The sequence below is a fragment of the Rhodococcus sp. IEGM 1307 genome, assembly GCF_030056915.1.
Lineage (GTDB): Bacteria > Actinomycetota > Actinomycetes > Mycobacteriales > Mycobacteriaceae > Rhodococcus_F > Rhodococcus_F opacus_D.
Map to the genome: position 1 here is coordinate 62,972 of NZ_JASHKW010000004.1, position 24,902 is coordinate 87,873.

At 64.4% G+C, this 24,902-nt stretch carries 24 protein-coding genes and 1 pseudogene; 12 read left to right on the forward strand and 13 right to left on the reverse strand.

Annotated elements, in window-relative coordinates:
* The coding region (locus QM841_RS08810; protein ID WP_283331642.1) for an Lsr2 family DNA-binding protein at positions 1-407 on the reverse strand (407 nt) is incomplete at its 3' end.
* 1,024 nt (positions 408-1,431) lie between these two features.
* On the opposite strand from QM841_RS08810, the gene QM841_RS08815 reads away from it, so the two are divergent.
* From QM841_RS08815 to QM841_RS08825, 3 genes are all read left to right on the forward strand, one after another.
* Positions 1,432-1,977 (forward strand): dihydrofolate reductase family protein, encoded by a 546-nt coding sequence (locus QM841_RS08815; RefSeq protein WP_280782268.1) that lies wholly within the window; start codon positions 1,432-1,434, stop codon positions 1,975-1,977.
* A 103-nt stretch (positions 1,978-2,080) separates the two neighbouring features.
* The gene (locus QM841_RS08820) at positions 2,081-2,239 is read left to right on the forward strand and encodes a hypothetical protein (protein WP_283331643.1); all 159 of its coding nucleotides are present in this window, start codon (positions 2,081-2,083) and stop codon (positions 2,237-2,239) included.
* Between the two features lie 8 nt (positions 2,240-2,247).
* Entirely contained in the window at positions 2,248-2,466 is a 219-nt protein-coding gene (locus QM841_RS08825; protein WP_283331644.1) for a nuclear transport factor 2 family protein, read from the forward strand.
* A 27-nt stretch (positions 2,467-2,493) separates the two neighbouring features.
* Here the strand turns inward: QM841_RS08825 and QM841_RS08830 are convergent.
* Positions 2,494-2,794 (reverse strand): annotated as a pseudogene (locus tag QM841_RS08830) (superoxide dismutase family protein); the annotation flags it as partial.
* Positions 2,795-3,600: 806 nt separating this feature from the next.
* Between QM841_RS08830 and QM841_RS08835 the strand changes: the two are divergent.
* Positions 3,601-3,774 carry a hypothetical protein gene (locus QM841_RS08835; protein WP_283331645.1) on the forward strand — a complete coding sequence of 58 codons (174 nt, stop codon included), beginning with the start codon at positions 3,601-3,603 and terminating at the stop codon, positions 3,772-3,774.
* Between the two features lie 425 nt (positions 3,775-4,199).
* On the forward strand, positions 4,200-5,636 hold the full coding sequence (locus QM841_RS08840; RefSeq protein WP_283331646.1) for an amino acid permease: 1,437 nt from the start codon (positions 4,200-4,202) through the stop codon (positions 5,634-5,636).
* Positions 5,637-5,703: 67 nt separating this feature from the next.
* Here the strand turns inward: QM841_RS08840 and QM841_RS08845 are convergent, their stop codons facing one another.
* Entirely contained in the window at positions 5,704-7,176 is a 1,473-nt protein-coding gene (locus QM841_RS08845; RefSeq protein ID WP_283331647.1) for a PucR family transcriptional regulator, read from the reverse strand.
* 131 nt (positions 7,177-7,307) lie between these two features.
* Between QM841_RS08845 and QM841_RS08850 the strand changes: the two genes are divergently transcribed.
* The 5 genes from QM841_RS08850 to QM841_RS08870 all read left to right on the forward strand — a co-directional run bounded on the left by QM841_RS08850 (position 7,308) and on the right by QM841_RS08870 (position 11,487).
* Positions 7,308-8,717, forward strand: a complete 1,410-nt coding sequence (locus QM841_RS08850) for an NAD(P)/FAD-dependent oxidoreductase (protein WP_283331648.1) — start codon at positions 7,308-7,310, stop codon at positions 8,715-8,717.
* A 33-nt stretch (positions 8,718-8,750) separates the two neighbouring features.
* Complete coding sequence (locus QM841_RS08855) at positions 8,751-9,098, forward strand: cupin domain-containing protein (protein ID WP_283331649.1); 348 nt, start codon at positions 8,751-8,753, stop codon at positions 9,096-9,098.
* 64 nt (positions 9,099-9,162) lie between these two features.
* Entirely contained in the window at positions 9,163-10,674 is a 1,512-nt protein-coding gene (locus QM841_RS08860; protein WP_283331651.1) for a CoA-acylating methylmalonate-semialdehyde dehydrogenase, read from the forward strand.
* Between the two features lie 126 nt (positions 10,675-10,800).
* Positions 10,801-11,193, forward strand: coding sequence for a tautomerase family protein (locus QM841_RS08865; protein WP_283331653.1), 393 nt, complete (start codon positions 10,801-10,803; stop codon positions 11,191-11,193).
* 54 nt (positions 11,194-11,247) lie between these two features.
* Complete coding sequence (locus QM841_RS08870) at positions 11,248-11,487, forward strand: DUF3263 domain-containing protein (protein WP_283331655.1); 240 nt, start codon at positions 11,248-11,250, stop codon at positions 11,485-11,487.
* 355 nt (positions 11,488-11,842) lie between these two features.
* Here QM841_RS08870 and QM841_RS08875 read toward each other — a convergent pair whose 3' ends face one another.
* The 4 genes from QM841_RS08875 to QM841_RS08890 all read right to left on the reverse strand — a co-directional run bounded on the left by QM841_RS08875 (position 11,843) and on the right by QM841_RS08890 (position 16,057).
* A complete protein-coding gene (locus QM841_RS08875) occupies positions 11,843-13,108 on the reverse strand; it encodes an MDR family MFS transporter (RefSeq protein ID WP_283331657.1) in 1,266 nt (421 codons plus the stop codon).
* Positions 13,109-13,149: 41 nt separating this feature from the next.
* Positions 13,150-13,935, reverse strand: a complete 786-nt coding sequence (locus tag QM841_RS08880) for an ABC transporter ATP-binding protein (RefSeq protein ID WP_283331659.1) — start codon at positions 13,933-13,935, stop codon at positions 13,150-13,152.
* Positions 13,932-14,921 carry a FecCD family ABC transporter permease gene (locus QM841_RS08885; protein ID WP_349307395.1) on the reverse strand — a complete coding sequence of 330 codons (990 nt, stop codon included), beginning with the start codon at positions 14,919-14,921 and terminating at the stop codon, positions 13,932-13,934. The genes QM841_RS08880 and QM841_RS08885 overlap by 4 nt, the downstream gene beginning before the upstream one ends.
* 77 nt (positions 14,922-14,998) lie before the next feature.
* A complete protein-coding gene (locus QM841_RS08890; RefSeq protein ID WP_283331661.1) occupies positions 14,999-16,057 on the reverse strand; it encodes an ABC transporter substrate-binding protein in 1,059 nt (352 codons plus the stop codon).
* A gap of 554 nt (positions 16,058-16,611) precedes the next feature.
* On the opposite strand from QM841_RS08890, the gene QM841_RS08895 reads away from it, so the two are divergent.
* Positions 16,612-17,565: a DUF808 domain-containing protein gene (locus QM841_RS08895; protein WP_283331663.1), complete on the forward strand. Its 954-nt coding sequence runs from the start codon at positions 16,612-16,614 to the stop codon at positions 17,563-17,565.
* Positions 17,566-17,950: 385 nt separating this feature from the next.
* Here QM841_RS08895 and QM841_RS08900 read toward each other — a convergent pair whose 3' ends face one another.
* The 6 genes from QM841_RS08900 to QM841_RS08925 all read right to left on the reverse strand — a co-directional run bounded on the left by QM841_RS08900 (position 17,951) and on the right by QM841_RS08925 (position 23,769).
* Entirely contained in the window at positions 17,951-18,739 is a 789-nt protein-coding gene (locus tag QM841_RS08900; RefSeq protein ID WP_283331665.1) for an SDR family NAD(P)-dependent oxidoreductase, read from the reverse strand.
* Positions 18,740-18,777: 38 nt separating this feature from the next.
* Positions 18,778-19,632, reverse strand: coding sequence for a sugar phosphate isomerase/epimerase family protein (locus tag QM841_RS08905; RefSeq protein ID WP_283331678.1), 855 nt, complete (start codon positions 19,630-19,632; stop codon positions 18,778-18,780).
* Between the two features lie 50 nt (positions 19,633-19,682).
* A complete protein-coding gene (locus QM841_RS08910; RefSeq protein WP_283331680.1) occupies positions 19,683-20,939 on the reverse strand; it encodes an MFS transporter in 1,257 nt (418 codons plus the stop codon).
* 534 nt (positions 20,940-21,473) lie between these two features.
* Complete coding sequence (locus QM841_RS08915) at positions 21,474-21,905, reverse strand: nuclear transport factor 2 family protein (RefSeq protein WP_283331681.1); 432 nt, start codon at positions 21,903-21,905, stop codon at positions 21,474-21,476.
* A 50-nt stretch (positions 21,906-21,955) separates the two neighbouring features.
* Positions 21,956-22,876: a VOC family protein gene (locus tag QM841_RS08920; RefSeq protein ID WP_283331683.1), complete on the reverse strand. Its 921-nt coding sequence runs from the start codon at positions 22,874-22,876 to the stop codon at positions 21,956-21,958.
* A gap of 2 nt (positions 22,877-22,878) precedes the next feature.
* Positions 22,879-23,769 (reverse strand): fumarylacetoacetate hydrolase family protein, encoded by an 891-nt coding sequence (locus tag QM841_RS08925; protein WP_283331685.1) that lies wholly within the window; start codon positions 23,767-23,769, stop codon positions 22,879-22,881.
* Positions 23,770-23,943: 174 nt separating this feature from the next.
* Here QM841_RS08925 and QM841_RS08930 point away from each other — a divergent pair, with 174 nt between their 5' ends.
* Complete coding sequence (locus QM841_RS08930) at positions 23,944-24,621, forward strand: GntR family transcriptional regulator (protein ID WP_283331687.1); 678 nt, start codon at positions 23,944-23,946, stop codon at positions 24,619-24,621.
* The last annotated feature ends 281 nt before the right edge of the window (positions 24,622-24,902 follow it).

Genomic DNA, 24,902 nt, shown 5'->3' on the forward strand with positions numbered 1-24,902 from the left:
TTTGTCGAAACCTTCTTCGTCTGAGCGTCATGGAAGGCCTGCTCCACCTCGGCCGGAATCCTGCCACGCAAGGACACCTCGCGGCCCTCCCCGATCGCCCACTCACGAATCTCCCTGGACGACTTCTTCGCCGGATCCTTACTCACGGCGCTCTTGACCGCCGCCTTCGGCGCGGCCGTCTTCGTTGCGGCCGTCTTCGTTGCGGCTGTCTTCTTCGCGGCCGTCTTCTTTACCGGCGCCGTTTTTGTCGAAACCTTCTTCGTCTGAGCGTCATGGAAGGCCTGCTCCACCTCGGCCGAGATCCGGCCACGCAAAGACACCTCGCGGCCCTCCCCGATCGCCCACTCACGAATCTCCTTGGTTGTCACTTTCGCCGAACCTTTCGAACCCTTCGGTGATACCGTCATGTGTCTCCTTCTTCGCCCGGGCAACCGTCGAACGCACACAGTAACGGCAGGCGGCTTCTCACGGTAATCAGGAAGCTCACCCGAACTGACATTTCAACCTCCCAACCCATCCCCGATCTGGGCGGGTCGACACGATCCTCGTGAAGTTCCACACTCACGACGCACCAAGATTCAAGCAGAACGAGTGCGACTCACTCTGTCAATCAAAAACGTTGGTGAGCCGCAGCGACGATAGGCAAGGTTGGGATTGCGCAACGCGGCCTTGGACCACGCCGATCTCGAACGAGGCTTCAGGGCCGGCAGTTATCCATTGGACCGCGTCGCTCTGATCCGGGTCAGCGAGTCGAACCGTATCTATCAGGGAGGCAGGCGTATCTGTTTTCCGGAACGAGGCGTGAACCACACAGCCAGCCAATTGCGAGCCAGGTAATCCGGTTTCCGTTTCAGCCGTTCGGGAAGTCGGCCTGCTCCTGATCTCTCTCAAAGACCGCTTCCTGGTAGCCGTTGGTGAACAAGATCTGCGACATCTGCTCGAAGCGCAAACCCGCCCGGAGCCGAGGCCGAGTGTCGCCGGCAGTGCTCTCAGCGGGATATGTGCACCCCTGACGATCGTCGCCGTGCCGAAGAGCATGTCGATCGCCAGTTTTGGAGATCGGTTCTCTGCTCATGTGGTGGACGCTGCCACTGGCCGGGCCGGCGGTCGGGGTTGTCGCCGGTTGGTCCTCACCTGGACAAGGTTCAGGCTCAAGCGAGCCTGAATCGGTAACCATCTACCGCGCCGGAGCCTTGCGCGCGGACAGATACTGCCCGGGCAAGGGTGGAAGAACCTTCCAAGGCCGCGTTCACCCGATCCAGATGACGACCCGATGGGTGGTAGATCACGGAATGCTGGTCGACCTGAGGTCAGACAAGCCCCCGGCGCAGCCATGCAGTCGAGGACAGTCAGTGCATGGATCGCAGCGGTACGGCTGGGGCTGCGCCTGTTGGCGATGATTTTTCGGCCGCCGCAGGGTCAGTACTTGATATGAGGACACTCGCAATCACCCAGAACATCACCCTCGACGGCTCCATCGAGATGCTCGGCGACTGGTTCGACCCCGCGGACCAGGATCCGCAGCTGCTCGAGGCCACCCGCCGGCAGTCCGAGCACGTGGACGCGATGCTGCTGGGTCGGCAGACGTTCGAGGATTTCCGCGGCTACTGGCCCCAACAGACCGACGACCAGACGGGAATCACCGACGAGCTGAACCAGATCCACAAGTACGTCGTCTCCTCGACCATGACAGACCCCCAGTGGCGGAACTCGACCGTGCTCACCGGCGACTGGATCGCCCGAGTCCGGGAACTCAAAGGGCAGCAGGGCCGCGACATCGTGGTCACAGGCAGCATCACGCTCACCCACGCCCTGATCGTCGCCGGCCTGGTCGACGAGTACCGGTTGTTCGTGTACCCCACCGTCCAGGGTCGGGGGCGCCGGCTGTTCCCCGACGGCTACGAGATGCCGAGGCTGCAGCTGGCGCAGGCCCGCGGCTTCGAAAACGGCGTCTCTCTGCTGCGCTACACCGTCTGAGAACACCACCCCGGGCCACCAACGGACGAACGGTCCCCACCCTCGACCCCCGACGGCAGAACGGGACGCGACGAGCCTCCCTTCCGCCCTTTCGTCTCGAATCATGTACGAGACACCCTCGCCGGCGAAACTAGGCCATCCGGTTCCGCCGTCGTCCGCAAATTGCTCGGATCTTCTGCAGGAGAGCGAGCGCGGCATCGACATCAATAGTGAAAATGTCCTCGCCGTACTGAAGATCGCCTTCGCACCGCCCTTCACGTGAGCGATGCTATGTCCGGCGAGCTGACCCATTCGGCCATGGACCGCGCCGGGGAGGCCCGAGTCAGGGTCTACGGCGATACTGCGGTCTTCACTGCTCGGGTGACGAATACCGCGCACTACGCGGGAAGGCAGTTCGACGCCGACGAATGGACAACGGACGTGTTCGTGAAACGAGATGGTCGTTGGGTGTGCGTGTTGAGCCACATCACCCCAGCTGTCCAGCCGTGATCGAACACAGCCGACGGCTTTTCCTCCGGCGGCGGGATCGACGTCGTTCTGATAGTGCGGCCCTGGATCCGCCGGCTGCGGCCCGCAGGGCTGCGTGTGCACATGTACACCGAAGTCACGGTCGCGTGCCAGGCCGGTCGCACTGAACGTAACGGTCGTGCGGCCGTTCTCTTCTTCGGATTCGATGTTTGCCGAAGAACCCACCGGGACAGCGACTTCCTCGTAGGTGAAGGCATTGTCGCCGCCGTCCTCCCCAGGCGACCGGAATGCTCCTCCCTCCACACTGGGCAGCGGTACGGGCGGTGGTCGTCGTCTCGGCAGAGGTGGGGAAACGCAACCCACCCACGATCGGGACTCGACCCTGCGGTTGCCTCGTTCGTCGCTAGTGGGAAGCTACCCACGGCCACCGACACCACCAGGTGGCGCGCAGTTCTCATTGGCGAGTCAGGAGTGCAGAACCGAACCTGCCCGCACGATTGCTCAGGCAAGCTTTGAGCCCAATAACTTTGAAATCATACGTTTTCGAAGTCCTGATAACGGAGGTAAGTAAACTCGACTACCCCGGAATACAGTAGATGCCCCGAGCGCTCGCCCATCCCGCAGGTCGACAAGTTCCTGCTTCATCCGGCGTGTCGCCCGCCGCTGTCGATTACCGGGGCGATGCCCGGTCCAGCGCCGTAATCTTGTGTGCAGCCGCTGTTTCGAAGACCACGACCAGCTATCGATCGTGCTCTCTCGCGGGGTGGCGTCCGTTACGAGGTATAACAGGCGGGTCATCGAGTTGGACGTGAGCTGCTGCTGCGCGCGCTATCACCGAAATCGCGACGCGTAGGAGATCACCGGGCTACACCACCCCTGACAGCCGAATACACGTCGTGTTTCCCACATCGGGTATGGCGGCGAGGGCGAAAGCGAGAGCCTGCCGGGGAAGCCGACCGGGTCAGCTTCGGACCGCACTGACTGCAGCGGAGAGCAAGGCCGTTCGTTCGGCTGAAGTGAGGGCAGAACAGCTGTGGCGTAGCTGATCTCTATGCCGTGTCGGCTGAGCATTCGTTCTTGGGTGGTAATGCTGTTGGTGCCGACGCTTGACGACGGTGGGAGTCACTATGATGGGTCGATCTGCACGAGCACGCGTTGATCGGTGAGATCGACTCTCTCCTCGACGTCCCCGCACTTCGCATCTTCAACGAGGTCCTCCCTGGTCACCGCACCCAGATCCAGACCAACAACATCACCGGCCAATGGCTGGCTACCGCAGCCGGGCTCGGTGTCGCGGCACTCCCCTCTATATCGGCGACCCCAACCTGACACTGGAGTGGATTCTGGCCGAGGAAGTCACGGTGTTGCGGAAGTACTGACTGATCGTTCCACGAGAGCTTCAACGCCTTGCGCGTGTTCGGACCACGATCGCCATGCTCCGGTCCATCGCTACCACCCACAGTGGGCTGATCACCAGGACCGGATAGCCCCAGCTCGGCGCCCGCGGAAGCAGTAGGAAACACAACGTTCACGACCTGGCGGGCTAGCCCTCGGAGCGGCGCTCGCGCCAGACGACCAGGTCAGAGCCGAAACCCGACAGCGGTTCATCAAAATGTATGAAGGCCCCACCTCTGCGTTGTTCCGTTGGCGCATGGCGGGGACGGCCGCGGGCAAGCAGGGTGACTCCCATCACAAGCTCTATCCCGCCCGCCCCGCGAAGTCGACGGGCGCGGGCACCTGATGAAGGGAATGCCATGGGTACGACTCCGAACGGGGCCCATCAGCTCAAACCCGGCCTTAAACAGCGGCACCTGACAATGCTCTCGCTCGGCGGGGTCATCGGTGCCGGCCTGTTCGTGGGGTCGAGTGCGATCATCAACCAGGCTGGCCCGCTCGCCTTTGTCACCTACGGCATCACGGGGCTGATCGTGCTGCTGGTGATGCGGATGCTCGGCGAAATGGCGGCAGCCAAACCATGTTCCGGTTCCTTTACCGATTACGCCCGAATGGCGTGGGGTGAGTGGGCAGGATTTTCAACCGGGTGGCTGTATTGGTACTTCTGGGTCATCGTCGTCGGATTCGAGGCCGTCGTCGGCGGTCAGATGATCAACAAATGGATTCCTTCGCTGCCGGTGTGGGCTATCGCAGCTGCCCTCATGGTCATCATGACCGCGGTCAACCTGCTCTCGGTGGGCGCGTTCGGTGAGGCCGAGTACTGGTTCGCGAGCATCAAGGTGGTCGCTATCGTCGCTTTCATTGCGGTCGCCGCACTGTTCGTCTTCGGGCTCTGGCCCGGCGCGAGCATCGACTTCTCCAACCTGACCGACCATGGCGGGCTCCTCCCGAACGGGCTGGCCACCCTGTTCATCGGCGTGGTCGTGGTGATCTTCTCCATGACCGGTGTCGAGGTCGTCACCATCGCCGCCGCCGAGTCGGCGGAACCGGCCAAGGCGATCCGCAAGGCCGTCAACTCCGTCGTCTTCCGTATCCTCGCGTTCTTCGTCATCTCCACGTTCCTGATCGCGGTTATCGTGCCGTGGGATTCGGTAGTACCGGGCGAGTCCCCGTTCGTCGCCGCCCTGGACCGGATCGGAATCCCCGGCACAGCGGACCTGCTCAACCTTGTCATCCTGGTGGCGGTGCTGTCGGTCCTCAACTCCGGGCTCTACACCTCCTCCCGGCTGCTGTTCGTCATGGGCGGTCGCGGTGACGCACCGGCGTGGATGACCTCGACCAACAAGCGTGGCGTGCCGGTCAAGGGCATCCTGTCGTGCACCGTCATCGGTTACGGATGCGTGGTCCTTGCGGCAATCTTCCCGGACACGGTGTTCCTGTTCCTGATCAACGCCTCCGGTGCGGTGTTCCTGTTCGTGTACTTCATGATCTGCATCTCCGAGCTGCGCCTGCGTCGACGGTGGGAGAAGGAGAACCCCGGCTCCCTCGAGTTCCGGATGTGGCTCTACCCGGGCCTTCCGATCCTGGTGACGGTGGCCATCGTCGCGGTACTGGTCAGCATGGGTTTCCGGGAAGCCAATCGGATCGAACTGATGCAGGGAATCGCGGTGTGGGTGGTGCTGACGATCGTCTACTTCGTCAAGAAGAAGACCCGCGCCTCCACACAGGTGGCGCCGGCCGCCCACGACAGCGGACCTGACGCATCCGGGGTGGCCACGGAGAGCATCAGCTCCTGAGCTTCGAGGTAGCACCTGAACACCAGATGGGCTGGTCCGTGACGGACCAGCCCATCTGGTGTTCCATTCAGTCGATCAACTCGTCGAGATCGAGTTTCGCTCGCTCGGCACCGGACAGGGCGAGCCAGAACATCGCCGAGCCTTCGGTGGAGGTCGGCTTCAAGCCGGTGAGTTGCTCGACGCGGCGCAGCCGGTAGACGAGGGTCTGCCGGTGGATCTTCAACTCGTCGGCGCTCTTCTGCCACGCGCCATCGTTCCGGAGGAACACGCGCACCGAGGTCACCAGCTCACCCTCGTTGCTCTTGTCATGAACGATGAGCGGGCCGAGGGTGGTGCGGACCAACCTCCGGGTGTCTTCCATGCTGCGGGGCAGAAACCCGACGTCGTCGATGTCTTCGCCGTAGACATTGACCGTCTGGTCTTGCTCATGAGCGCGGGCCACGGCGAGCTGGGCCTGGCGGGCCGCCTCGGCGACACTCGAATTGGCGGTCAGAGTGCTGCTGACCCCGACCGCACAGTCCGGAGCGAGCTTGGCGCTGATCGTCGCCAGCAGGTCGAGATCGCGGGGCACCACCGCGATGAGTATCGCCGAGCGCGGCAGCAGCAGCGGTGCGTACTGCTGCAGACAGACCTGCCGGTGGATGGTCTCGTGACGAAGTGGGTCGGCGTTCGGGGTACTCCAGCAGGCGACGACCACCCCATTGGTCATGCCGCGGTGGCGCAGTTCGGGCCACACGGCGGCGAAGGTGATGGTTTCGTCGAGAAGGCCGACGAGCAAGTCCGCCCCGGACGCACGGAGACGGTCGCGTTGAGCGGCATCATGTTCGAGTTCGAGGGCAATCAGGCCCCCGAGGTGCTGCAGGAGCGGGCGGTCGTTGACGGGGACCCGGCCGGGACTGGCCGACAGCACCACTTCTCCTGCCCCCGGGATCGGAATTTCGACGTGGTCGGCCGCAGGATCCGCGTGGCCGCTCCGCTCGTGGAGAGCCAGGCGTCCGCTGACAATGACCTCGCCGCCGGCACCGTGATCGCGGACCTCGAGAGCCCATCCGGTGGTCCCTTCGAGCGCGGAGATCCGGTCCCCGAAGGTGCCGCGTGCGTGCAGGGCCTGCCAGTACACGTCGTACAGGCGGGTGATGGTGGACAGGCGCTGTCGTTCGGATTCGACGGCACTTTCGATGACGGTGCGCGCGAGCGCGACGAATTGCAGGTCGAAACTTGCCGAGAGCACGGGGAATCCGCGACTTTCGGCGACTTCGAGCAGTGCCCGCGTGACATCCGGGGTGCCGGGGCCGCGGGCGATCACCAGGGCGCTGACCTGGCTGTCGATCAGGTGCACCATCCACTCGGACTGCTCCGTGTCGCCGTGAGGCAGCCCGCCGCCGGTGGTCATGACGAGATCACCGTGTTCGAACCACAACCACGGATCGGGCAGGTCACAGGCATGCGCCCAGGTCACCAGCCTCGCGCCGCCGCTCTCACCGGCGAGATATCGCAGGCCGAGCGATGGGATCGCGGCCAGCTGATCGACGGAGATCATCGGCCTTCACCTCCTCATACAAAAGTACAGCCGCCAGTTATATGTCTGTAAATCCGGAGTATGTCGGGGCTCACACGCTGAGACGACACTGGACTTCGACGCACGAACGAACGAACGGCTGGAGGCTGTAAATGGTGGTCAGTAACGCCCGCGCGGAGCGCGGTGTGTCAGGTGCCGCAGACGGTACACCCCTGTGGCGCAAAGACCGAGAGCACACATCCCGGCGGCCCACGCTGCCCGGCAACATCACCGCCGACGTGGCGATCGTCGGTGCCGGGTTCACCGGACTGTGGGCGGCCTACTATCTGCTGCAGGCCGACCCGACGCTGAAAGTAGTTCTGCTCGAACGGGAATACGCCGGCTTCGGCGCCTCGGGACGCAACGGCGGGTGGGCGTCCTCGATCTTCCCGGTGTCGCTCGGCCGCGTCGAACAGCTGTACTCGCATCGCGCCGCCCTGGATCTGCAGGCGGCGATGAACGAAACGGTCAGCGAGATCGGCGACGTCGTCGCGGCCGAGAAGATCGACTGCGAATACTCCCGCGACGGATTCGTCTCCCTTGCCCGCAGCCAGGCGCAATGGGCGCGGGCGAAGGCGACTGTCGATGGCGCCGAGAGGTTCGGCACCCACGGGCAGTGGCAGTTGCTCGATGCCGACGCCGCGCGCGAGAAGGTCAACGCAGCCGGTGTGCTCGGCGGAATCTACACCGAGCACTGCGCCCTGCTGCACCCGGACAAGCTGGTGCGCGGTCTCGCCGGCTGGGTCGAGGAGCGCGGCGGGGTCATCTATGAGGACACCGCGGTCGACGAGATCGGCAAGGGCATCGTCTGGACGCAGCACGGGTCGGTCACCGCATCCGTCGTCATCCGCGCCACCGAAGCGTTCACCCCCGAATTCCCCGAATACCGGCGCAATGTGGCGCCGCTGTACTCGCTCGTCGTCGCGACCGCCCCGCTGCCGGACGAGGTCCGTCTGGAACTCGGCCTCGACGGCCGAACCGCGTTCAACGACATGCGGAACCTGCGGATCTACGCCCACCCGACCAACGACGGCCGCCTCGTCTTCGGCGGGCGCGGGGCGCCGTACCACTTCCGGTCCAAGGTCCACCCGTCGTTCGACGTCGACGAGAAGATTCACGAGAAGATCATCGACACGATGCACGAGTTCTTCCCGACACTGAAGGACGTACCGATCACCCACCGGTGGGGCGGCCCACTCGGTGTTCCGCGCGACTGGTTCCCCTCGGTTGGTTACGACCAGAACAACAAAATGGCCTGGGCCGGACCGTATGTCGGCGACGGGGTCGCCACCAGCAACCTCGCCGGCCGCATCCTGCGCAACCTCATCCTCGACAAACGCGACGACCTGAACTCACTCCCGGTGGTCAACCACCACTCCCCCAAATGGGAGGTCGAACCCTTCCGATGGTTCGGGGTCAACGCCGGACTGCGAGCCGCCGCGACCGCGGACCTCGAAGAGCGCGTCACCAACAAACCGTCCAAGGTGTCCGCGCTGCTGGAAAAGCTCACCGGCGCCCACTGACATCCCCTCGACCGATTCCTGGAGACATCGAACATGGCTTCACTGATCCACCTGCCCTCCACCGTCGTGAACGGTGAGCTGACCCCCGCCGGCCAGCGACCCGGTGCCGACAGCGGCGACCCGCAGGTGCGCACCCTGCCCGTCGACGGCGGCACCGACGCCCAGATCGGAATCTGGGAATGCCAGCCCGGCGGCTGGCCTGTCGTCGACCGACCCAACACCGAAACCTGCTTCATCATCGAAGGCAAGGCCACACTCACCGACGACGAGACCGGCATCAAGGTCGAGATCTCGGCCGGCGATTTCGTGGTCCTGCCTCCGGGATGGTCCGGACGCTGGGACGTCACCGAAACCGTCCGCAAGGCATACACCATCTTCTGATGCCGATCGTGCCGCTTTCCCGACGAGACCACCAGCTTCTTCTCATTCGACAGGACCCCACTTCATGACACACAGCGACAGCACCCTTCGGGCGATCCCACACTGGTTCGACAACAAGACGTTCACGGGCACGAGCGGCAACACCGCTCCGGTGACGAACCCGGCGACCGGTGCCGTGACCGGTCAGGTCGCCCTCGCCAGCGTCGAGGACGCCCGCGCCGTCATCGACGCCGCCGCCGCCGCGTTCCCCGCCTGGCGCGACACCTCCCTCGCCAAGCGCACCCAGGTGATCTTCACATTCCGGGAACTGCTCAACGAACGAAAGGGCGAGTTGGCGGAGATCATCACCGCCGAGCACGGCAAGGTCGTCTCCGACGCCCTCGGCGAAGTCAGCCGCGGCCAGGAAGTCGTCGAATTCGCCTGCGGCATCGCCCACCTGCTCAAAGGCGGCATGACCGAAAACGCCTCCACCAACATCGACGTCTCCTCCCTCCGCCAACCCGTCGGCCCGGTCGGCATCATCTCCCCGTTCAACTTCCCCGCCATGGTCCCGATGTGGTTCTTCCCCATCGCCATCGCCGCCGGCAACACCGTCGTCCTCAAACCCAGCGAGAAGGACCCCACCGCCGCGATCTGGATGGCCGAACTCTGGGCCGAAGCCGGCCTGCCGGCCGGCGTCTTCAACGTCCTGCAGGGCGACAAGACCGCCGTCGACGAACTCCTCACCCACCCCGCCATCAAGGCCATCAGCTTCGTCGGCTCCACCCCCATCGCCCAGTACGTCTACGCCACCGGCACCGCCCACGGCAAACGCGTCCAAGCATTGGGTGGGGCGAAGAACCACGCCATCGTCCTGCCCGACGCCGACCTCGACCTCGCCGCCGACGCCATGGTCAACGCCGGCTTCGGCTCCGCCGGCGAACGCTGCATGGCCATCAGTGCCCTGGTCGCGGTCGGCGACATCGCCGACGAACTCGTCGCCAAGATCAAAGACCGCACCGACACGTTGAAGATCGGCGACGGCACCCAGGATTCCGACATGGGCCCGCTGGTGACCAAGGTGCACCGCGACAAGGTCGCCTCCTACATCGACGCCGGCGAAAACGACGGGGCCACCATCGTCGTCGACGGGCGCACCGTGCAGGCGAACGGCGGCAAGGACGGATTCTGGCTCGGCCCGACCCTCATCGACCACGTCACCACCGACATGAGCGTCTACACCGACGAAATCTTCGGACCCGTCCTCTCCGTCATCCGCGTCGACTCCTACGACGAGGCCCTGGAACTGGTGAACTCCAGCCAGTTCGGCAACGGCACCGCCATCTTCACCAACGACGGCGGCGCCGCCCGACGGTTCCAGAACGAGGTCGAGGTCGGCATGGTCGGCATCAACGTCCCCATCCCCGTCCCCATGGCGTACTACTCCTTCGGGGGCTGGAAGAACTCCCTCTTCGGCGACACCCACGCCCACGGCACCGAAGGCGTCCACTTCTTCACCCGCGGCAAGGTCGTCACCACCCGCTGGCTCGACCCCAGCCACGGCGGCCTCAACCTCGGCTTCCCCCAGAACAACTAGCCCCTTTCCATGAGGCTTTCGTAGACGGAGAGCCCACCAATCACCTGTGCGGGGTGCGGATCTCGGACCGCACCCCGCACAGGCCCCACCCGCACGATCACCCCTCACACCATCAAGGAGCACGTCATGCCTCTCGTTCACATCCACGTCATCGAGAACAGGCGTACTCCTGAGCAGCTTCGTCACCTCGCGGATGTAGTGCAGGGCGTGATGCTCGAGCACTTCGCCGCACCGGACCGAGACCGCTACCAGATCATCTCCGAACACAAGCCGGGGCAGATCATCGCCGAGGACACGGGGCTGGGGTTCGAGCGAACCGACGACATCGTGGTCGTGCAGGTGGCTCAACAGGGCCGCAGCCAGGAGCAGAAGAAGGCCATGTATCGGGCCCTGGCCGATCGCCTGCACACCGAGACCGGTTTGGCGCCAACCGATGTGATCGTCTCGGTGCTCGCGAACACACGCGACGACTGGTCCTTCGGCAACGGCATCGCACAATTCGTGGAAGGACACCTCTGAGCGCCGGCCACAGCAATTGCTGGGCGGGGCAGCCCCACCAGAACGGACATCGACATGATCGGCTACCAGACAGAGATCCTCACATTCGCCGTGACATGGGCGCCCTACGACGGCGGCGACGAGCACGTACTACCGACCTTCGGCATCAGTCTCGACGAGTACTACCGCCGGGTTCTGCACTTGCTGGACACCCCCGCGGCCCGGTCGGTCGACCCGTCCACGATCCTGCGAATTCGGCACCGATGCATGCAGCGACTGGCGACCGCGACTAGAAAGGCGCCCCAGAGCCGGTAACGGACAGGAGACGCTGGTTAAACGTCTTTTTGCAGCAGTCACCCCACAAACCGGCAGCGGCCTAACGGCTCCTCGCCGGCGTAGGTGGGTAGATCCTCCCCTGAAGTGCGCGACCGCAGCAAAATCGGAATCAGGTGTGATTGGAGTTCCCACTTACGCGTGATTGCCGGCCCGTCAGTTCGTGGAGGTCCCAAGGCCCGCATCATGCTCGCCATAGGTGAACACCCCCTGGACGGTGGCAGACACGTCCTGCGACGAATCGTCGCTGCCGCATCCGGCGGCCACGAGAAGGATCAGCATGTCGCGGGGCGCAGCCGAGGGACTAATCCGTCGAAGCAACACGACGGAATCGGGCTCACTGCAATCTGGCCAGCACGGTCCGCAGACACAATCCGCTGGCAATGGGGAACGCAGCCGCCGCCAGCCAGGGAATGCCTGCACCCCAACCTGTCTCGGGGGCAGCGTCGATCAACGCCCCGAGCGCAGCCGAGCCGATGAGTACACCGATGCCGCCGAGTGACGCCATGAATCCGAAGTAGGCACCCAGTCTCCGCTCGGCGGCCAGACGGGGCACCAAATCGCGCGCCTGCGGCATCGCGATCATCTGCCCGAGCGCGAGCAGCAGCACGAACACCGCCACGGGGATCAGACCGATGACACCGCTCAGTCGAAGCGGAGCTGTTGCCGGGAGGACGAGGAACGACCCCGCCATCACTGCGAACCCGATCGGCAGGACGACGCGAGGGGAACGGTTCTGAACCCTGCGGGTGATCGGCAACTGCGCCGTCACGACGAAGATCGCCGAAAGTGCGAAGAACCAGCCCAGCACCGTTTGCGATCCCCACATCCGTTCGACTTCGAGAGGGAGCAGGAGGTACAGCTGGTTGTAGGCGACCAGTTGGGTGCTCATGGCGATCGCGAACAGCACGAACAGTTTGTTGTGCACTACGTCTGTCCATCCCCCGTGCCATGGTTCGTCGTGGTGCTCACCCGGTTCGTTCGGAAGCCATTTCAGGTGCGCGGCGATGATGACGACGAAGATGACCGCAGCGACGAGACAGGCGATGCGGAAATCGGCCAGAAGCAACACCGATCCGACGAGTGGTCCGGTGAAAGAGCCGATTTGATTGCATACCGAGAGAAGTGCGAATGTCTCCACCCGGCGCGGACCACCGTGACGCTCGCTCTTGCCGGCCTCGATGGCGACCGCGGACTCGACTGCGGGAGAGAACAATGCGGCCGCAAATCCGACCAGAACCGTCGCCAGCAGCACTCCGGTCAGGGAATCACAGACCGCCAAGCCGAGAAATCCCAGGACGCGCAGTCCGCAGCCGACGAGGACTACGGGCTTGATACCGAACCTGTCGGCGAGGGTGCCGCCGACGAAGAACAGTCCCTGCTGTGAGAATGTGCGAACGCCGAGTACGACGCCGACCAGTGCCGCACCGAGACTCAGGTCGCTGGTCAGGTGCACTGACAAGTAGGGCAAGACCATGAAGAAGCCGACGTTGAACGTCAACTGGGTGAGGACGAGCAGCCTGACGGTGGGCGTCGCTCGATGGAGGTCGTCGAAGAACGACCACCGCCAGCGCGTCCGCCGTCCATCAGCACCCGCGGTCACGTCACCGCGATCGTCGACCCGCAGCACAACACCCCAGGGCCTCAGTGCGTGGGAACGGGAATCGGCCCCGGCTCGAACAGGATGGACAGTCGCCCTTTCGCCTGGTCGATGAGAACCTCAGCCCGGACGTTGTACACCTGGGCGATCAACTCGGCGGTCAACACCTCGGCGGGCGTTCCCCCGGCGACGACCCGCCCCTCCTTCAACACGATCACCGTGTCACAGAACATGGCGGCGAGGTTGAGGTCGTGCAGGGCGATCACACTGGTGACCGGCAGCCGGGTGACGAGTGCCAGCAACTCCAGTTGATGGTGAATGTCGAGGTGATTGGTCGGCTCGTCCAGCAGCAGTTCCCGTGGTTCCTGCGCCAGCGCACGGGCGATCTGCACCCGCTGCTTCTCCCCGCCCGACAGCCTGTGCCACAGCCGGTCCGCCTTCGACGTGAGGCCGGTGTGTGCGAGCGCGGCCGCCACCGCGGCATCGTCGGCGGTCGGGTTGCCGCCGAAGGTTCCGCGGTGCGGGATACGTCCGAGTCGCACGACGTCGCGGACCGTGATGTCGACGTCGGTGTCGGCGTGCTGGCTCACCACCGCCACGGCGCGCGCAATCTCCTTGCGCCGCACGGCGGCGAGGTCGTCCCCGTCGAGGGTCACGACACCGGCGGTGGGGCGGACGACACCGTTCAGCAGGCGCAGGAGTGAGGACTTCCCGGAGCCGTTCGGCCCGAGCAGTCCCACGGTCTCACCCTGTTCGGGTGTCACCGTGACACCGTCGACGACCAGTGCGCCGCCACGGTTCCAGGTGACGGTGTCTGCACGCAGGGTCACTGTGTTCTCCTTCGACGGGACAGGATGACGATGAACGCGGGAACACCGACCAGGGCGGTGCCGACACCCACCGGCAACGGGGTGGGCGCGAACGCGACGCGGGAGACGGCGTCCACCCACACCATGAACACGGCGCCCATCAGCGCCGTCGCGGGGATCAGCCTGCTGTGCCGGGGCCCCACCAGGAGCCGCGCCGCATGCGGGAGTACCAGCCCCACGAACCCGATCGCGCCGGCGACGCTGACCAGGGTCGCAGTGATGATCGCCGTGACCACCAGCAGTAGGAGACGGACCTTCGCGACGGAGATGCCGAGGGAGGCCGCCACATCGTCACCGAAGGAGAAGGCGTCGAGGACGTACGCAAAGTGCAGACACACCGCCGTCCCGCAGAACACGACTACCGCGCACAGCGTGACGTCGTCCCAGCGGACGCCCTCGAGTGATCCGAGCAGCCAGAACATCACGCCTCGGGTTTCGTCGGAGTCGGCGAACGCGAAGATGAAGAAGGACGTGAGCGCGGAGAACAGTTGGGTACTCGCGACTCCTGCAAGGATGATGCGGTCGTTGTTGCCACCGGACAGGCGGGCAAGGAGCAGCACCAGGCCGAACGCGACCAGGGACCCGATGAATGCGCCGCCGGACAATCCGAGCGCCGCCCCACCAACCCCGAGCACACCCACGATCACGGCACCGGTCGACGCACCCGACGAGATTCCCAGCACGAACGGGTCCGCGAGCGGGTTCCGCAGCAGCGACTGCATGATCACACCGCACAGACCGAGACCGGCGCCACAGGCGGCGGCCACCAATGCGCGGGGTAGACGTTCCTCCCACACGATCGCGTTCTTCGACAGCCGCACCGGGATGTCCGCGAGACCGAGGTGGTTGAGCAGGACGTCGCGGACGTTGACCAGTGAAACGTCCGCCGGGCCCAAGGTGACGGCGACGAGGATCGACAGTGCGAGCGCGAGGATCCCGCCGCCCACGATCAGTGACCCGACGACCCACTGTCGCCGCCGAACCGGTTCGGCAGCAGCGGTATCGGCGCGGCCGAGAGTGGTGGTCAGGACGGGACCTTCAGGTCGCGAAGGCCCGCGGCGACCTTCTCGAGGCCGTCCACGGCACGAATGGACGGGTTCATCTCCGCGCCGTGCAGTGCGATGTACCGCCGGTTGCGCACCGCGTCGAGATTCCGGGTCACGGGATCGGATTCGAGGAAGGCAATCTTGTCCGCCAGTAGGTCTCCGGGGAAGCGGTTCCGCAGGAGGTCACCGAGGACGAGGACCTCCGGGTTGCGTTCCACGACCGTTTCCCAACCGACGGCAGGCCAATCGTCGGTCAGATCCGAGAACACGTTGGTGGCCCCGACCGTGGTGGCGAGCAGGCTCGCCGAGCCCAGACCACCCGCGACGTAGGGGCTCTTGGTGTCGGCGAACCAGAACGCCATCGACACGTTCGACTTCTCGAGGCCGGCGAGCGCAGCGGCCTCGCGGCCCTGCAGTTCGTCGACCAGTTTCGTGCCCCGCTCATTCACGTCGAACACGGCCGCGATCTCACGGATTTCCTGATAGAGCGCGTCCATCGTCAGAGGTGTGGTGCGCTTGCCGCCGCCGTTGATGCTCACCCCGTTCTCGCAGTCGGTGGGCGAGAGGTACGACGCGACTCCGGTCTCCTCGAACCGGGCGCGCTCCGCTACACCACCCTGCTTGAAGTGCCGGCCGAACGACGCGGTCACGAAGTCCGGATCGGCGTCGAGGACGACCTCGTACGTCGGTGCGTTGTCCGCCAGCCTGGGGACCGATGCGTTGGCTCCGGCGAGATTCTCGCGAACCGGATCCGTCCACGACGCGGTGCCCACCATTCGGTCGGCGAGGCCGAGCGACAGCATGATCTCGGTCGAGCCCTGGTCCAGCGACACCACTCGCTGCGGCGGCGCGTCGACGGTGACCGTCTCGCCGCAGTTGTCGAGGACGAGCGGATAATTCGTACTGCCTTCCCCGGTCGCAGCGGCGCCGGTGTCGTCGACCGCCTCGGATTGTCCACACGCGACCAGCGCACTCGCCAGTACTGCGGTGACGGCCACGAGACCGATTCGGCCCACGGAAATCTTCACGCTCGTCATAACTTTCTGCTCGTCCAGGATCAATACTCCACGCGAGCGTCGATCGCGGGTGTCGATCGAAACGACAGCGATCAGCAGGTGCGCACGAGGAAGAACGTGAAAGATATCATGTAACCCTAACCTAAGTACCATCAAGGTTCGTCTGGAGGGGAAGCGATAGCGTCCGCGATCGAGCTGTCACTGACAGCCACTGTTGACCTGCAGCTTCTCGATGGCGTGGCTGCGCGGATGCTCGAGTCGCAAGCTCCGCTTGCGCCGGGACGGCGGTGATCCCCTGCCCCGCCGCCATATTCGCCAACCCCCTCCGAGTCGCCTCGAGCGCCGCACGAGAACGACGCACCGACTCCGACGGCGACAGTCACTCGAAGGCGCCCCCCGCCGTATCAGCGACTGCAGTGGTGGGCACGCAGTCGACCACCACCGGCACGGCCCAGTCAGCCCTGCATCGTTGATCTCATTGTTGTGAATGACCACGGATTCGGTACCGTTCGGTGTCGACCCGCGACCGCGTGTCATTCGGTCGGCTCTGCACATCCGAACTGAGGGAGGTTCCCGTGGCTGGTGGTCTCGTGGCCCTATTGGACGACGTCGCGGCACTCGCGAAAGCGGCTGCGGCATCCATCGACGACATCGGAGCCGCGGCAGGCAAGGCCAGCGTCAAGGCAGCGGGCGTGGTCGTCGACGACACAGCCGTCACCCCCCGCTACGTACACGGGTTCTCCCCTAATCGCGAACTGCCCATCATCCGCAAGATCGCGATCGGGTCGATCCGCAACAAACTCCTGATCATCTTGCCGGTGGCGATGATCCTGAGCGAGTTCCTGCCCCAGGCACTGCCGTACCTGCTGATCGCCGGTGGTCTGTTCCTGTGCTTCGAGGGAGCCGAGAAGGTCTACGAGGCACTCACCGGCGGTCACCACGAGGGCGAGGGCGCGACCGAAGGGCAGAGCGGACCCGAACTCGAGAAGACAATGGTCAGCGGCGCGATCCGCACCGACCTGATCCTGTCCGCCGAGATCATGGTGATCTCGCTGTCGTCGGTCGAGGACGAACCGTTCCTCACTCGGCTGTTGGTGCTCCTCGTCGTCGCCATCCTCATCACCGTCCTGGTGTACGGCGTGGTCGCGCTGATCGTGAAGATGGACGACGTGGGCCTGGTGCTTGCCCAACGCGAGTCCTCGTTCAGTCAGTGGATCGGTCGAGGGCTCGTCGCAGCGATGCCGAAGGTGATGGCGGTGCTCACCGTGGTCGGGATCGCCGCGATGCTGTGGGTCGGCGGCCACATCCTTCTGGTCAACGTCGGCGAGGCAGGATTCCACTGGCCGGCCGATCGCCTCCACGATCTCGAACACTGGTTCGGCGATCTCGTGCACGGCGGCTTCGCCGGTGCTCTGTCCTGGACTGCCGGGACCGTGGTGTCCGCACTCGTCGGGCTCGTCGTCGGCGCGATCGTCGTCCTGATCGCGCACCTGATCCCGAAGCGGAAGAAAGGCGACTCCGCGCACTGACGCGGTGACCATCGCGCACGCCCACCGGCTATCGAGGCTGCAGGTTGTCCGCAATCCAAACCCAGGGAGCCTGGAGACCGCCGTATCCGGCTTGAAGCCGATGTTTCCATGGCTTACGCGAAAGTGGACATGGGTTTTCACCAGTTGTCGGTCTCAGCAGCGAAGACGTCCGACCCATCGCCTCGAACGGCATAAATCCCATGTGCCAGAGCCTGATCCACCGAAGCCCTGGTGCCCCCGTCAAATGTGCGCAACCCGGCGGGACGTGCGCACGCCCCGCCAGGATCCTGTAACCTCCCCACCAAGGGCAGCGGCGGAAAGGCCTGGAACGGCACCATGGACCGTGAGGCACACCTTGCTTGCTGTTGCCTGTTCTGCTGCGAGATCAGATTGCGGTGTATCCCCCGTCGACGGGAATTGCGGCGGCGGTGATGTAGCTGGCGTCGGGGCCGGCGAGGAAGGCGACGACCTTCGCGACCTCGTCGGGTTCGGCTTGCCGCTTGAGCGGGTGCAGGTCGATCAAGTTTTGGAGGTAGGCGGAGCCTTCTGGGCTGATCGACATGGCAGCCTCGGACATAGCGGTACGGGTGGTTCCGAGAACTATTGCGTTGGCGCGAATTCCCTCTGCCGCGTAGGTGACCCCATCGGTCTTGGCCATCATGAGGACAGCTGCTTTCGTCGCATGGTACAGGGGAATGTCCGCGTTAGCGGCTACTCCGTACGTCGAGGAGATATTGACGATGGACCCGCCGGACTTGTGTTGAAGCATGCTTTGGATGGCGTACTTGGAGCAGAAGAAGGTGCCTTTGACGTTGACTGCGAAGACATCGTCGAAATCGTTCTCGGTTGCTTCATGGGTGGGTCTGGACGTACCGGTGATACCGGCTGCGTTCACCAAGATGTCGACTGGCCCCAGGAGGCTTTCGATCTCACCGAAGGCGGATGCGACCTCGGAGTTGTTGGTGATGTCGACGCCGAGCTGGATCGCTTTCGTCCCCTCTGAGGACACCTGCGATGCGACGTCGTCCACCGAGTCGCGGTCGAGGATTGCTACCGCCGCACCTTGGCGGGCCAACTCCCGGGAGATTTCAGTCCCAAGTCCGCCGGCTCCACCGGTAACCACCGCGACTTTGTTGTTCAGTTTCATCGTTAACCTCTTCTCGTGTCGTGACACCGAGGCGAAGATTCGCTCGGGCTTGTGTGAAGGTCCGCTCAGCGGTCGTGGGCGCCGATACCTAGCACCCGGCGGGTCGACGTTCCCAATGCGCGGCCGGCCTCTGGTGCGGCCATCGTGTCCAACTCGTCGGAGAAGACCTCGGGGCCCGCTGTCCCGACCGATCCGCGACCTTGGACCGCGTTGAGCACGCTCTCCAGATCGAGGGTTCCCTCTCCTGGCAGTTGTCGCTCGTGCAAGGTCAGTTCAATCAGATCGGCTCCCGTCGACGCCGGGAATCCGTCCGCTAGTTGCAGGTTGACTGTGACGTCTTCCGGGATTTGAGCGAGCAGGTCGACGTCGCATCCGCTGTGCGCGAAGTGCCAGGTATCGAGCATCAGACCGCTGTTGGGCCTTTGTGCGCGGTCGATGATGTCCCAGGCTGCGGCTAGGTCGGGTACTCCCCAGAACGGCATGAACTCGAGATTGACGCGAACTTCTCGGACCAGCGCGGCGTCACACAGCTCACCAAATCCGCGTACGAGGGTGTCCTTCGGTATGGCGTCGTGGTCGAATACCGCTACGGCCAGGATGGATCTGAGGTCGAGCGAGTCGACGAGTTCGAGACATTCGTCGACGGAGAAATCGAATCGTGCGATGAGATTGTCTTCTGCGCCACTGGGTATGCGGATCGGCGCCCATCCGGTGACCGTGTCGAGGTGCAGATTGATTCCGATCTCAGTTGCCAGGTGTCTGACCCCCGTCGCGCCGAGGCCGTCGATGGCTGTGCGAAAGGCTGCGGGTGTCAGTGCTAGCGAGTCGAATCCGGCCTCGGCTGTTGCTTCGAGTTGTTCGCGATAGGTGAAGGTGCGCACACTTCCCTCCCACATGATCAACTCCGTGGGTGCAGTCATAGTCTTCTCCTCGGTCTCTGCGGGTGTTGTTGGTGTTGGGCCGGTGGGGGTTACTCCTGCGACGGCGATTCCATTCGGTCCACGCGTCGACCTGGAACGATCGCGTGTCGCCGTGCGAGGAGTGCGATTCCGAAGACAACTGCGATGATGACCAGGGCCACCCATGGGAATAGCTGCGGGCCTGCGGTGTCGAGTAGGACTCCGCCGGTGGTGCCCGCACCGAAAATCGCGAGATTGGCGGCAACAGTCAGCATCGAATTTGCAACATCGGCATCGGGCCCGGTGGCATCCGCCAGTGCTGTTTGCAGCAATGTCGAGGCGCCGGCAAATGTTCCGCCCCAGAGGACTACGGCGGCCATGAGGACGAGTGAGTTGCCGCCTGCTATTCCGAGGGCGAGTGTTCCGGTGGCGAATGCAGTCAGGCTGGCCAACACCATCTTGCGGAGAGCCCGATCGATCACGGTTCCGGTGAGCACGATTCCCGCGAGCGAGGAGACACCGAAGATGAGGAGGACCACGTCGACGCGCAGACCGGCGTCGACGGAGGCGAGGAACGGTGCAATGTAGGTGTAGAGCATGTTGTGGGCGAAGAACCAGCCGAAGACGACGAGGAGTATCGCCGCCACTCCCGGGACCGTGAACACCCGATGCAGGGGTGTGCGGGTTTGCGGCGGCTGTCCTGGTGCGTCGGGAACGGCAACGACAATCCATGCGATCAGAACTGCGGCGAACGTTGCCAAGGTCACGAATGCCCATCGCCAGCCGAGCATTGATCCGAGGTAGGTCCCCAGGGGCGTACCGATGGAGAAGGCAATGGTGGTACCCGCCATCGCAATCGCCAGCGCTTTGCCGGTCTTGGCCGGTGGGGCGATCTTTCGGGTATAGCCGGCGAGCATGCCCCACAGCACTCCGGAGAACGCACCGGCGACGAACCGCGCGACGAGTGTGATGGCGAAGATATCGACGAAGGCAGTGATGAGGTTGGCGAGGAACATCCCCGCCACGACGGACAGGAGGATTGGCTTTCTCCGCATACCTCGCGTGAGGGTGATAGCAGGGATGGCCGCGATGACGGCGCCGAGTGCGTACGCGCTCACCATCTGCCCCGCTGCGGAATCACTGATCGAGAGGCCGGACGAGATTTGCAGGAGCAATCCCGCCGGGAGTGTCTCCGTGACGATGGCAAGCAGTGCAGTCGCGGCGAGCGGGAGAAGGGCAGCGATGGGCAGGGTATCCGCGTTTGTGGTGCTGCGCGGACTGTCCTGCCCGGCGGTTTTTGCCGGGGCGGATTGACGGGGAATGGTCATTGTTGTCCTTGGGCGGTGATGGGCGCGGTGCAATGATGTCGATTCCGGCAGTCGCCGACCCGGGGCCGTCGTGGTGAGGTCCTGCCGACTGGCACCGCGCCGAACGGCACGGGCAGTTCAATTCCGGTGACCGCGGGTGCGGTGTCGGTTGATTGTTGCCATACATGGGTGGACCGGCGCATGGGATGCGGGATCACGGGATTCGCGTCGTTTGAGGAGCGAGTGATGCTGCTGCCCGCACTGCGTGCCGAGTTCGGCGCTCAATCTGCGCGGTCGGGTTGACGATTCCGGGTTTGCCGCGCTTATCGGGCAATCACCCGTCATGTGGCAGCTGGAACGAGGGAGAAGTCGACGCTGAGGGTGTGGTCGACTGCGGGTTCCCGGAGGGCGGCGTGCGGGTCGTTCTGCAGTTCCCGGGATGGCCGCCGACCTCCGGGGACACGCGGGTGCCGAGGTGGTGCGGTGCCATGTCCGTGTATGACCGCTCGATTCACGAGCGACACAGCACTTCGCCATTACCAGGGTCGTGGTCGATCAGCTCGTGGGGTAGGCCGCCGCTGTAGCGATCGGCACTGTGTCCCAGTGGAAGGGCTGGATCTCCAGGATGCGCCCGTCACGAGTCGTGATCATCTGCAAGAGTGGCCAGGTGATGTCCGTTCCGGTGCGTTTGGCGCGTGCGACCACTGTCGATCGAACGAAGATGTGGTTCGCTCCGGACGGGTAGAAGGCGGGATTCTCGACGGCGAGGGACGCCCAGGTATCCCCGAACGCCTCCATCCACCGTTCGAAGCCATCGTGTCCGTGCCATTCGCCGGCGTAGGGCAATGATTGCGGCTGGTGCATAACGCATTCAGGATCCAGTGTGCTGGCGATTTCGCTGAAGTCCTCACCGCCGGTGGCGAGATACTTCTCTTCCGCGGCATAGAATTTCAGCAACACCTGCGTAGGATCGCTGCTGTTGTCCATTGGTGTTTCTCCTTCCGTGAGAGCGGTCTGCGAGCTGTGAAAATCGGCTCTCAGCCACTGTGGCCGTGGATCATCAGGTCTGCGAGGTCGTCGGGCTTGATGAACGAGGGTGGTGGTGGCGGTCCCCATCGATAGAGTCCGCGAGCTCCTTCGAGTTCTTCGGGTGTCCAGAGCGCGTCTTCCGGGATGAAGTCCATGTCGCTGTGGTATTCGGCGAAGTTGCCGGCGGGATCCTTGAAGTACCAGAAGAAGTTGGACCCGGCGTAGTGCCTACCGAGACCCCAGACGTGGCGCTCGGGATGCCCGTCGAGCATGTCCATAGCTCCCCGCCCGATCGCGTCGACGTCGTCGACCTGCCAGCTGCTGTGGTGCATGAACGCAATCGGGGCGCGTTGGATCAAGATGTTGTGGTGATCGGTCGAGCACCGTAGGAACACACCTTCGCCCTTGACGATGTCGCTGATCTTGAAGCCCAGTGCGTCGACGAAGAACTGGTGCGAGGCATCGAAGTTCGGGGTACCGAGGACGATGTGTCCGAGCCGGCGGGGCTTGGTCCGGGTTTCGAGGACGGCCCCGTCGGCGCGGGCGTTGACTCGATCGATCCGGCCGGGGGCGTTGACCGCGGGGGCGGTAAACCGCTCTTGCTCGAGGCGGGGGGAAATCAACAGGTCGATTCCGGTTCCGGTCGCGGGTTCGACGGTGCTCACCCGGCCGCCGGTGCGCGCGGAGGCCAACCCCAGCGAGGTGAGGTTCCGTTGGGCGCGGGAGAGATCGTCGGCATCGTCGACGGCGAACGTCGCGGTGACCAGCCGGCGGGTCGGTGCCGCGACCAGCGAGAGCTGGATGGACCCGTCTTGCGTGGCGAACAGGTGCCCGCCGACGTGGGCGAGACCGAAGTCCTCGTAGAAGGCCGTGGCCGAGTCGAGGTCCGGCACGCCCAGGACGATGGAGTCGAGTCGGTGAAGCGCCATGATCAGCCTCGCTGGGTGACCAGTTCGGCACTGCTGAGCGCGGTTGCGGACTCGGCGGGAGCGACGAACCTCTGGTTCAGCTCGCCGATACCGGTGATGAAGCTGCGCAGCACGTCACCGGCGCCGAGGTAGCGGGGTGGAGTACGACCTGCACCGACACCGGCCGGGGTGCCGGTGAAGATGACGTCGCCCGGGTAGAGCTCGACGGTGCGCGAGAGGCTCTCGATCAGCACCGGGACCGGGAAGATCAGCTGCGAGGTCCGTCCTGTCTGCACCGTCTCGCCGTTGATGTCGGCGCCGAGCTCGAGGTCGTCGCGATCGCCGAGTTCGTCGACCGTCACCAGCGTGGGGCCGACCGGGGAGAAGCCGGCATGCGACTTGGCCAGACTGAACTGCGGGGCAGGGCCGGAATGCTGCCGCACCCGCTCGGACAGGTCCTGGCCGACCGTGACGCCGGCGACGTGATCCCATGCCTGGGCCACGGGAATGTTGCGGCCACCGCGGCCGAGCACCACTACCAGCTCGACTTCCCAGTCGACCGCTCCTTCGGGCAATTCGACCGTGGTGACCGGGCCGGTGATCGACGAGACGAACTTGGTGAAGATCACCGGGTTCTCCGGGCGTTCGAAGCCCGATTCGTCGGCGTGCTCGTCGTAGTTCAGACCGACCGCGAAGACCTGCCGCGGCCGCGGGACCGGTGCACCGACCACTCCCTGCTGATCCTTCAGCGGAGCGTCAGTGGGCAGGGAGGAACTCCATCCCACGAACTCATCCCACCGGTCGTAGACCGCCTGCGGGTCCGCGTCGAAGCGCCCACCACTGGCATCAGACACGTCGATCACCTTGTCCCCCAAAGCAATCTGCAATCGACCTGCAAGGTTCATCAAGCGCACGAGCTACTCCTCATCACTATTGGAATTCGAGACGGCAGCGGCACCGCCTGTAACGACAATCACACCGGCGGAGTGAAAAGTCAAATAGTTTTCGAAAACTCTGCGATCTTTCGCGATCGTGTAGGATCTTGCAGGTACCCAACCCCGAGGTGACAAGGAACCGGTGAGAGCGCGATGACCACTCAGCTGCCCATCGAGGCCCCGAGTCGGACGGCCCGCGTGTACGAAGCGGTCCGCGCGGACATCCTTGCGGGGCGTCTCGCCCCCGGGTCACGGCTAGGGTTTGCCGGACTGGTGGAGACGTACAAGTGCAGCATCGGCGTCATCCGAGAGGCGCTGCAACGGCTCGCCGAGCAGGGACTGGTCACCTCAGCGCCCAAACTGGGCTTTCGCGTAGTGGAGATCTCCGAGAAAGACCTGGTCGACTTAACCGATGCACGCTGCGAAATCGAGGTCCTCGCACTCAAGTACGCCATCGCAGGGGGCGATCTGGGATGGGAGGGCCGGGTCGTCGCCGCACACCACCGCCTCGAGCGCACCCCCCAGTACGACCCCGCCGACCCCGCTCGGTTCTCCGACGACTGGGTTCTCGCACACGGCGAGTACCACCAGGCGTTGCTCGACGGCTGCACCAACAACCGGATCCTGGCAACCGCAACTATGCTCCGCGATTCGGCCGAACTCTACCGGCGCTGGTCCGCGCCATTGCACGATCGGGATCGAGACATCGCCGGCGAGCATCGCGCCATCCTCGACGCCGCCGTGGGTCGCGACTCCGGTCGAGCGTGTGAGCTGCTGTGCACCCACATCCGGCGCACCACCGATGCCCTCCTGACCCCTCCGAGCAGCTAGACACCCAACCGAACCGGGTGCCGCCGCCGGCACAAAGCGCAGCAGCGCACTGGTGCGTTCGGAATTCGTCGACCCTCGGTAGACCGATTCATTCGAATGACCGCCCCTGGCCGAACACTGCGCCCTGAGCCCGAAATCGTGTCTTCATCACCCGCCGTCGCGCTGCCCTGTCACGGCGAAGCAGGACGCACTCGAGATCGAATTCTGCTTATTGACACAAACTTTCACATGCCAGGCTGACGCGGTATCTTCATTCACCCTTGCCATCTTCGCGCCGGGGA